We start from the raw sequence: 8,408 nt of genomic DNA, 5'->3' as shown, positions 1-8,408 counted from the left end.
GTGGAGGAGGGAGCGGTGGGGGCCGGGGTGGAGGACTGTGGCGGCTGCGGGCGTTCCTCCTCCAGTGGGTCCAGGAGGGGGGTCACGTCGTGCAGTGCTGAGCTCACGGCGTGCAGCTGCTGGGACAGCCGGTTGCGGAGCTGGCGCAGGGCGTCCACCTTCTGGCTCGCCTGGGTGACGCGGCGGTTCGCTTCCTCCGTCGCCTCGCGCACCCGGCGGTTCGCCTCGTCGGTCGCCTCCTGCACGCGGGCCGTGGCCTCGCTGATGGAGTCGTGGCGACGGCGGTTGGCCTCTTCGGTGGCCTCGCGGACCAGGCGCTGCGCCTCGGCGTTCGACGAAGCCTGCTCCTGCGCGATCTGGGCACGCACGCGCGCGGCTTCCTCCGCCGCCTCGCGCAACCGCCGCTCGGCCTCGCCCTTCGACGACGCCTCCTGCTCGGCCAGCGTCTTCATCGACTCGACCCGCCGGGCCGCCATCGCGATCTCGAAGTCCTCCTCGACCGTGGTCCGGCGCTGGAGCGACTCCTCGTCCAACCTGGTCGCCTCGGCCCGCGCCTCGCCCACGATCCGGTCGGCCTCGGCCCGCGCCTTCTCCAGCACGCCCCGGTGCTCGGCCTCCATGTCGGTGCGCCGCTGGTCGAGCTCGGCGATCAGCTTCTCGTACCGGGTGCGCAGCACCCCCGCGTCGGCCTCGGCCTTGGCGCGGATGTGCCCGCCCTCGGCCTCGGCCCGCGCCTTGATCTCGTTCGCCTCGTCCTGCGCGAGCCGCAGCATCCGCTGCAACCGCTCGCTCAGGCCCTCCAGGGTGGTCGGCGGCAGCGACAGCCGCTCCACCTGTCCGCGCAGCTCCGCGATCTCGGACCGGGCCGCCTCGAGCTGGCGGGCCAGGTCGTTGGTCTGCGACACCGCCGCGTCCCGGTCGGCCGCGAGCAGGCGCAGGTCGGAGTCCAGGCGTTCCAGGTGGTCCTCGACCTGGGCGCGGTCGTACCCGCGCTTGACGATGTCGAAGCCGGATCCCAGGGGGACGAGGTCACGGTCGTCGGCGAGGCCCATGCCGCTCACGCTACCCGCTCCCGATGTGCGACGGTCACCCGAGCGGCGCACATCGGGAGTGGTTTCGCTTTAGACGCCCCGGAAACGGTTGATCCCGTCCAGGTGCGCCGCGCGCAGCTCGTGGTCGCGCACGCCGAGCCCTTCCTCCGGCGCCAGCGTCAGCACGCCGACCTTGCCCTGGTGGGCGTTGCGGTGCACGTCGTGCGCGGCCTGCCCGGTGTCCTCCATGGAGTACACCTTGGACAGTGTCGGGTGGATCTTCCCCTTGGCGACCAACCGGTTGGCCTCCCACGCCTCCCGGTAGTTCGCGAAGTGCGAGCCGATGATCCGCTTGAGGTTCATCCACAGGTAGCGGTTGTCGTACTGGTGCATGAACCCGCTGGTGGACGCGCACGTCACGATCGTGCCGCCCTTGCGCGCCACGTAGACCGACGCGCCGAACGTCTCCCGGCCGGGGTGCTCGAACACGATGTCCGGGTCGTCGCCGCCGGTCAGCTCGCGGATCTTCGCGCCGAGCCGCTTCCACTCGCGCGGGTCCTGCTCGTGCTCGTCCTTCCAGAACTTGTAGCCCTCGGCGCTGCGGTCGATGATCAGCTCCGCGCCCATCCGGCGGCAGATCTCGGCCTTCTCCGGTGACGACACGACGCACACCGGGGTGGCGCCGCCGTTCAGCGCGAACTGGGTCGCGTAGGAGCCGAGGCCGCCGGACGCGCCCCAGATCAGCACGGTGTCGCCCTGCTTCATGTTCGCGCCGTTGGTGGACACGAGCTGCCGGTAGGCGGTGGAGTTCACCAGACCGGGTGACGCCGCCTCCTCCCACGTCAGGTGGGCGGGCATCGGCATCAGCTGGTTGGCCTTGACCAGCGCGATCTCGGCGAGACCGCCGTAGTTGGTCTCGAAGCCCCAGATGCGCTGCTCGGGGTCGAGCATGGTGTCGCTGTGCCCGTCGTGGTGCTCCAGCTGCACGTCGAGGCAGTGCGCGACGACCCGGTCGCCGGGCTTCCACGCGTTCACTCCGGGTCCGGTGCGCAGCACCACGCCCGCCAGGTCGGAGCCCACCACGTGGAACGGCTGGTCGTGCCTGCCGCCGTACTTCTTCAGGAACGCGAACGTCGACAGCGGCTCGAAGATCGAGGTCCACACCGTGTTGTAGTTGATGGCGCTCGCCATCACGGCGACCAGCGCCTCGCCGGGACCCAGCTCGGGCGTGGCGATCTCGTCGACGTGCAGCGACTTGCGCGGGTCCTTGTCCTTGGTGGCCAGGCCCTCGAACATCTTGACCTCGTCGGCGTGCACCGTCACGCCCCGGTAGCTCTCCGGTACGTCCAGTGATCCGATCGCGTCCAGTTCGTCCGCGAGGATCGCGTCGAGGATCTTCTGCACGGCGTTCCCTCCCAATGGGGGCTTCGGGATGGTCGGTGTGGCGGGCTCTAGAGGTCCACGCGAGTGGCCGGAGGTTACCCACGGGTAACCGATTCAGAACACGCGCTGTGAGCCACCGCACTGGCATTTCCCCCGATCGGTCGGTCTTGACCGGGCGGCCAACCAAGCGGACCATCGAAGCCGTCCGATCGACAGGACGGAGGTACGAGTCATGGCAAAGGCGTGGACCAGGTGGCAGGACTGGGCCGAGGTCGTCATCGGCGTCTTGGTGCTGCTCTCGCCCCTGGTGGTGGAGACGACCACCGGGGCCATGTGGACGATGATCGTGCTCGGCGCACTGATCGCCATCGACGGCCTCGCGTCGCTCGCGATGCCCGGGATGGTGTACGGCGAGTGGTTCCAGATGGTCCTCGGCGCGCTGCTGTTCATCTCACCGTGGGTGATGGGCTACAGCGACCTGACGGGCGCGTCGTGGGTGTCGTGGGTCGGCGGTGTGCTGACCGTCGCGGCGGGCGCCATGGCGGTCCCGCTGGCGAACGCGGCGCACGGCGGCCGGGTGCCCGGCACCGCCTGAGAGTGACGAGAACCGGGCCCACGGCTTGCCGCCGTGGGCCCGTCCAACGGGGAGAGGGCACACGCATTGGTAGCGGACTCGTCGGCCAGGGAGCGGATCCTGCAAGCGGCCGAGGAGCTGTTCGCCGAGTCGGGTTTCGACGCGACGCCGACCTCGCGCATCGCCGAACGGGCCGCCGTGCCCAAAGGGCTCGTGCACTACTACTTCCGCCGCAAGGCCGACCTGCTGGCAGCGCTCGTGCAGCGACTGCCGGACGGCAACGTCGACGCGCGCCGGGTCGTGGTCGTCGGCGACATCGCGGAGAGCCTGCGCAGGCTCGTCGCCGCGCTGGACGCCCGGCTGGACGCGTCACCGCTGCTCAGCCACCTGCTGTGGCGTGAGGCGGACACGCACAAGGCGGTCCGCGACGCGCTGCACGAGCGCTACCAGTCGGTGGCGCGGCAGATCCGCAACGTCATCATCGCCGCCGGCGGCGCGGCGGTGGCCGCGAAGGACGTCGACAGCGCCTCCGCGCTGCTCGCGCTCGCGGTCAGCTACCGGCACTCGGTGGCCAGGCACGCGCCGGACGACGACCGGATGGACCTGGAGCTGACGTTCGTGGCCGCCGCCCTGGAACGGCCCTAGCGAACGGCCCCAGCGAACGGCGCTAGTGGGTCGCCGCCGGCTCCACCAGCTCCACCAGCACGCCGCCCGCGTCCTTGGGGTGCACGAAGTTGACCCGGCTGTCGGACGTGCCGCGCCGCGCCTCCTCGTACAGCAGCCGCAACCCCTTGGCGCGCAGCGCCTTGGCCGCCGCGTCCACATCGGACACCCGGTAGGCCAGCTGCTGCAGCCCCGGCCCGGACCGGCCGATGAACTTCGCGATGGTGGACTCCGGCGTCAGCGGCGCGAGCAGCTGCACGGCGGTGCCCGTGCCGTCGTCGCCCGGCGCGCGCAGCATCGCCTCGCGCACGCCCTGCTCCTCGTTGACCTCCTCGTGCGCGACATCGAGGCCGAAGTGCTCGCGGTGGAACGCGATCGCGGCGTCGAGGTCCGGCACGGCGATGCCGACGTGGTCGATGGCGGTGACGAACCCGCGGAGTTCTTCCATGGGCACGAAGGCTAGTGGCCGAATCGGTGCAGGTCGCCCTGTGCGACGCCTCACAGGCTTACTCCGCGGTAACCGTGGGTATCGTGGCGTGTTAACAACCGCTTACACCCGCTGTGGAGGCTGCTGTGTCCGGTTCCGTCATCGTCGCCGGGGCCCGAACCCCGATGGGGCGACTGCTCGGATCGTTGAAGGACTTCTCCGGCGCCCAGCTCGGCGGCGTCGCGATCAAGGCGGCCCTGGAACGGGCCGGTGTCGCGCCCGAGCAGGTGCAGTACGTGATCATGGGCCAGGTGCTGACCGCGGGCGCGGGCCAGATCCCGGCGCGCCAGGCCGCGGTCAACGCGGGCATCCCGATGACCGTGCCCGCGCTCACGATCAACAAGGTGTGCCTGTCCGGCATCGACGCGATCGCGCTGGCCGACCAGCTCATCCGCGCCGGCGAGTTCGACGTCGTGGTGGCGGGCGGCCAGGAGTCCATGACCCAGGCGCCGCACCTGCTGCAGAAGTCCCGCGGCGGGTTCAAGTACGGCGACGTCACGATGCTCGACCACATGGCGCACGACGGCCTGTTCTGCGCGTTCGACCAGGTCGCGATGGGCGCCTCCACGGAGAAGTTCAACGCGCGCTACGGCCTGACCCGCGAGGAGCAGGACGCGTTCTCCGCCCGGTCGCACCAGCTGGCCGCCAAGGCCGCGGAGAACGGCGTCTTCGGCGAGGAGATCGCGCCCGTCTCCATCCCGCAGCGCAAGGGCGACCCGGTGCTGGTCGCCACCGACGAGGGCGTGCGCGGCGACACCACGGTGGAGACGCTGGCCAGGCTGCGCCCGGCGTTCGCCTCCGACGGCACGATCACCGCGGGCTCGGCGTCGCAGATCTCCGACGGCGCGGCGGCCGTGGTCGTGATGAGCAAGGCCAAGGCCGAGGAGCTGGGCCTGACCTGGCTGGCCGAGATCGGCGCGCACGGCGTCGTCGCCGGTCCGGACGCCAGCCTGCACGAGCAGCCCGCGAACGCGATCAAGGCCGCGTGCGCGAAGGAGGGCATCGACCCGGCCGACCTGGACCTGGTCGAGATCAACGAGGCGTTCGCCGCGGTCGGCCTGGTGTCCACCCGCGAGCTGGGCATCGCCGAGGACAAGGTCAACGTCAACGGCGGCGCGATCGCGCTGGGTCACCCGATCGGCATGTCGGGCGCCCGCATCGCCCTGCACCTCGCGCTGGAGCTGAAGCGGCGCGGCGGCGGCGTGGGCGCGGCGGCGCTGTGCGGCGGCGGTGGTCAGGGCGACGCCCTGATCGTCCGCGTGCCTAAGGTCTAGAGGTGTGGCCCGCACCGTTGACGTAGCCGAGCTGGTCGACCGCGCGCGCGAGGGACAGCCGCGCGCGGTCGCCCGGTTGATCTCGCTCGTCGAGGACGCCAGCCCGCAGCTGCGCGAGGTGGCGGGCGCACTGGCCCCGTTCTGCGGCAACGCGCAGGTCATCGGCCTGACGGGCGCGCCGGGCGTCGGCAAGTCCACGTCGACGTCCGCGCTGGTCGCGGCCTACCGCGGGCGGGGCAAGCGGGTCGGGGTGCTGGCCGTGGACCCGTCGTCGCCGTTCTCCGGCGGCGCGCTGCTCGGCGACCGGGTGCGGATGGGCGAGCACGCCACCGACCCCGGCGTGTTCATCCGGTCCATGGCCACCCGCGGTCACCTCGGCGGGTTGTCCTGGGCCACGCCGCAGGCGTTGCGCGTGCTCGACGCGGCGGGCTGCGACGTGGTGCTGGTCGAGACGGTCGGCGTCGGCCAGTCCGAGGTCGAGGTGGTGTCGCTGGCCGACACCACGGTGGTGCTGCTCGCGCCCGGCATGGGCGACGGCGTCCAGGCCGCGAAGGCGGGCATCCTGGAGATCGCCGACGTGTTCGTGGTCAACAAGGCCGACCGCGACGGCGCCGACCAGACCGCGCGCGACCTCAAGCACATGATCTCGCTGGGCCGCCGGGACCGGGAGGGCGGCCGGTGGCGGCCTCCCGTGGTGAAGACGGTCGCGTCCCGCGCCGCGGGGCTGGACGAGGTCGTGGACGCGATCGACGCGCACCACGCGTGGCTCGTCGAACGCGGTGAGCTGGCACGACGCCGCGCGACCAGGGCCGCGGGCGAGATCGAGGCCATCGCGCTGGAGCGGCTGCGTTCCCGGATCGGCGGATTGCGCGGCGCGTCCGGCCTCGAAACCCTGGCCAAACGGGTCGTGGCGGGTGAGCTGGACCCCTACGCTGCGGCTGATCGACTGGTCGAGGGGGTGGGGGCATGACGACGCCGGTGGTGGTGGACATCGGCACGCGGGACACCCGTCGGGTGATCATCGGCGGTGTGGTGGCCGGCGCGCTGGGTGTGCTGGCGCTCGTGGGCGCGGTGAGCGCGTACGCCGACGGCGAGGGCGTCGGTGGGACGATCGCGCTGGTCATCGGGATCGCGTTCACGGGCATCGCGCTCGCCGCGGTGCTGAACTGGAAGAAGATCTCCCGGCAGCGCTTGCTGGTGTTCGAGGCGCTCGGCGTGCGGTGGGACGACCCGCAGGGCGCGCCGTGGGCCGTGGCGTGGCACGAGCTGGGCGCGGTGCGGATCTCGCGGACGCGGGAACGGGTCGTGGACCCGGCCGACGCCGTGCTGCGCAAGACCATGGTCCGGCTGGACCTGCTGCCCGCCGACCACCAGGACTTCCGGGGCAGGCACGCCGACATGGCGCACCTGGCCCGCGAGGACGGCGCCTACCGGCTCCCGCTCGGTGACGCGGCGGCGTTGATCCCGGTGGTCGAGCGGGCCGTGCTTGGATTCGCACCGCACCTGTACCGCGGAGTGCAGGACGAGGGCTTCACGGTGGGGTTGTCATGAGAGAGATCGAGATTCCCTTCGGCAATCGGGCCGAGCGACGTGCCGGGCTCGCGGTCCAGCTCGGCTTCACGCTCCTGGGCATCGTGATGATGTTCCTGGCCTACTCCGACGGCCACCTGGCGGCGATGTTCGTCGGGCCGCTGGTCGCGGTCGGCGGGCTGATCGGCGGCGGCGTCTGGCGGCGGAAGGCCAGGCCGCGCCGGCTCGTGGTCGAGCCGCAGGGCCTGCGCTGGGAGGAGAAGGGCCGGCTGTGGGCGGTGCCGTGGTACGAGCTGGCCGCGGTGGCCCTGTCGTACGACGGCAGGCCCAAGCCGACGCTGTGGCTGCACTTGGTCCCGAACGACCCGAGTGCCTTCACGGCCACGTACCGCAGCATCCCGACGACCCCGTTCGGCCACTGGGTCCAGCTGGCCGACGACATCGGCGGCGACATGCTCGACCTGGCGTTCAAGCGGCACGCACCCCAGATCTACCGGGGGTACGTGCCGCACTTCAGCGCCGGACCGGGCGCGGCGATGTGACCGGCTGAGCCGTCGCCAGGTGCGCCTCGTGCTGGGACACCGCCTTGCGCCACAGGGCTTCGCGGTCGTGCTCGTCGACGACCAGCCCGTAGACGTCGGCCAGGGCGGTGAACCAGTCGGCGCGGTCGTCCAGCACCGTCTTGGCGGTCGTCTCCGCGACGCGGGACAGGGTCAACGCGCGCAGCACGTCCCAGCCGCGGCCGTCGGCCCGCAGCACGCCGAACGTGCGCACGAACCCCGACTCGGGTGACGTGGACAGGTCCACGTGCCGGTCGGTGAAGTGGTCGAGGCCGACGTCGTCCGGCGCGAAGTGCATGGCGTGGAAGCTGCCGCGCGCGTCGTGACCCAGCCGCCACGCGCCCGGCGCCGCCGTGGACGGCCCCAGCTCGAACTCGAACGGACCCTGGCGGTGCACGCCCTCGCGCAGCGGCAGCGGCGAGTGCAGCCCGTCGCCCATGCCGGCGTCCACCAGCCAGACGTCGTCGGAGTCCGGCAGGTCGCGCACGGTGAGCGCGAGGTGCCTGCGGGTGATGGCGGGCTCGATGTCCGCGGTCGTCTGCACGCCGCCGGGATGCCTCCGCACGTGGTAGCCGAGCGCGTGCAGCAGCTCGGCGAACGCGCCGTTGAGGTGGAAGCAGTACCCGCCGCGGCCGGCCAGCACGCGGGCCACCGAGTCGAGCGGGTCCACCGAGGTCACGCGGCCGAGCTGGATCTCGACCGTCTCGTACGGCACCCGTTCGACGAACGCCTGGTGCAACCGGGTCAACGCCGCCACGCTCGGCGGTTCGGCCTCGGCCAGGCCGAGGCGGCGCAGGAACGCGAATACGTCGAAAGAGGTCATTCTGGAAATCCCCCATCCGGGTGGTGCAGGTCTAAGCCGGGACTTCCGACTCTAGGCAACGACGATCACAACGCCGAACGTTG

General features: G+C 71.8%; 10 protein-coding genes. 6 read left to right on the top strand and 4 right to left on the bottom strand.

Annotated elements, in window-relative coordinates:
* Both ADK67_RS40480 and ccrA read right to left on the bottom strand, forming a co-directional pair.
* A partial coding sequence (locus ADK67_RS40480) for a chromosome segregation protein (protein WP_053721886.1) occupies nucleotides 1–1,052 on the bottom strand: 1,052 nt, incomplete at its 3' end.
* A gap of 69 nt (nucleotides 1,053–1,121) precedes the next feature.
* Entirely contained in the window at nucleotides 1,122–2,435 is a 1,314-nt protein-coding gene (gene ccrA, locus ADK67_RS40475) for a crotonyl-CoA carboxylase/reductase (protein ID WP_053721885.1), read from the bottom strand.
* A 211-nt stretch (nucleotides 2,436–2,646) separates the two neighbouring features.
* Between ccrA and ADK67_RS40470 the strand changes: the two genes are divergently transcribed.
* Nucleotides 2,647–3,009, top strand: a complete 363-nt coding sequence (locus tag ADK67_RS40470; RefSeq protein WP_053721884.1) for an SPW repeat protein — start codon at nucleotides 2,647–2,649, stop codon at nucleotides 3,007–3,009.
* A gap of 66 nt (nucleotides 3,010–3,075) precedes the next feature.
* On the top strand, nucleotides 3,076–3,633 hold the full coding sequence (locus ADK67_RS40465) for a TetR/AcrR family transcriptional regulator (RefSeq protein ID WP_053721883.1): 558 nt from the start codon (nucleotides 3,076–3,078) through the stop codon (nucleotides 3,631–3,633).
* A gap of 22 nt (nucleotides 3,634–3,655) precedes the next feature.
* On the opposite strand, the gene mce is transcribed toward ADK67_RS40465, so the two are convergent.
* Nucleotides 3,656–4,099, bottom strand: coding sequence for a methylmalonyl-CoA epimerase (gene mce, locus ADK67_RS40460; protein ID WP_053721882.1), 444 nt, complete (start codon nucleotides 4,097–4,099; stop codon nucleotides 3,656–3,658).
* Nucleotides 4,100–4,224: 125 nt separating this feature from the next.
* Between mce and ADK67_RS40455 the strand changes: the two genes are divergently transcribed.
* From ADK67_RS40455 to ADK67_RS40440, 4 genes are read left to right on the top strand one after another with little or no spacing between them, the layout of a single operon-like run.
* Nucleotides 4,225–5,412, top strand: coding sequence for an acetyl-CoA C-acetyltransferase (locus ADK67_RS40455; protein ID WP_053721881.1), 1,188 nt, complete (start codon nucleotides 4,225–4,227; stop codon nucleotides 5,410–5,412).
* A gap of 4 nt (nucleotides 5,413–5,416) precedes the next feature.
* Entirely contained in the window at nucleotides 5,417–6,382 is a 966-nt protein-coding gene (gene meaB / locus ADK67_RS40450) for a methylmalonyl Co-A mutase-associated GTPase MeaB (protein ID WP_053721880.1), read from the top strand.
* Nucleotides 6,379–6,963 (top strand): hypothetical protein, encoded by a 585-nt coding sequence (locus ADK67_RS40445; RefSeq protein ID WP_053721879.1) that lies wholly within the window; start codon nucleotides 6,379–6,381, stop codon nucleotides 6,961–6,963. Before meaB ends, ADK67_RS40445 begins: the two co-directional genes overlap by 4 nt.
* Nucleotides 6,960–7,484: a hypothetical protein gene (locus tag ADK67_RS40440; RefSeq protein WP_053721878.1), complete on the top strand. Its 525-nt coding sequence runs from the start codon at nucleotides 6,960–6,962 to the stop codon at nucleotides 7,482–7,484. The genes ADK67_RS40445 and ADK67_RS40440 overlap by 4 nt, the downstream gene beginning before the upstream one ends.
* On the opposite strand, the gene ADK67_RS40435 is transcribed toward ADK67_RS40440, so the two are convergent.
* On the bottom strand, nucleotides 7,456–8,325 hold the full coding sequence (locus tag ADK67_RS40435) for an arylamine N-acetyltransferase family protein (protein ID WP_053721877.1): 870 nt from the start codon (nucleotides 8,323–8,325) through the stop codon (nucleotides 7,456–7,458). The two genes, ADK67_RS40440 and ADK67_RS40435, sit on opposite strands and share 29 nt — an antisense overlap.
* Between the last annotated feature and the right edge of the window lie 83 nt (nucleotides 8,326–8,408).

This window comes from Saccharothrix sp. NRRL B-16348, from assembly GCF_001280085.1.
Taxonomy (GTDB): domain Bacteria; phylum Actinomycetota; class Actinomycetes; order Mycobacteriales; family Pseudonocardiaceae; genus Actinosynnema.
The sequence above is the reverse complement of the archived record's forward strand: the minus strand, read 5'-3'. Positions and strand labels throughout refer to the sequence as shown.

Coding starts and splice junctions, on each gene's coding strand:
- mce (WP_053721882.1), bottom strand. CDS start 4,099: ATGGAAGAACTCCGCGGGTTCGTCACCGCCATCGACCACGTCGGCATC.
- ADK67_RS40435 (WP_053721877.1), bottom strand. CDS start 8,325: ATGACCTCTTTCGACGTATTCGCGTTCCTGCGCCGCCTCGGCCTGGCC.
- ADK67_RS40470 (WP_053721884.1), top strand. CDS start 2,647: ATGGCAAAGGCGTGGACCAGGTGGCAGGACTGGGCCGAGGTCGTCATC.
- ADK67_RS40445 (WP_053721879.1), top strand. CDS start 6,379: ATGACGACGCCGGTGGTGGTGGACATCGGCACGCGGGACACCCGTCGG.
- ADK67_RS40440 (WP_053721878.1), top strand. CDS start 6,960: ATGAGAGAGATCGAGATTCCCTTCGGCAATCGGGCCGAGCGACGTGCC.